Raw genomic sequence first — 262 nt, forward strand, 5'->3', positions numbered from 1 at the left:
CGACGACTTCAAGGCGGGCTACAGCTACACGGCCGCGCCGCTCATCGTGAAGACCAAGATCATCACCGGCGTCTCGGGCGGCGAGTTCGGCATCGTCGGCCGGGTCGAGGCGCGCGACGCCGACACGGGCGAGCTGATCTGGCAGCGCCCGGTGATCGAGGGCCATCTGGGCACGCTGAACGGCAAGCCCTCGACCATGACCGGCAAGGTCAACGAGACCTGGCCCGGCGACATGTGGAAGTTCGGCGGCGGCGCCACCTGG

At 69.1% G+C, this 262-nt stretch carries 1 pseudogene; it reads left to right on the top strand.

The annotated features are described in order from the left end of the window. Nucleotides 1-262: pseudogene (locus WDW90_RS39910) on the top strand (PQQ-dependent dehydrogenase, methanol/ethanol family); the annotation flags it as partial.

It is taken from the genome of Methylobacterium nigriterrae, from assembly GCF_037106235.1.
GTDB lineage: Bacteria > Pseudomonadota > Alphaproteobacteria > Rhizobiales > Beijerinckiaceae > Methylobacterium > Methylobacterium nigriterrae.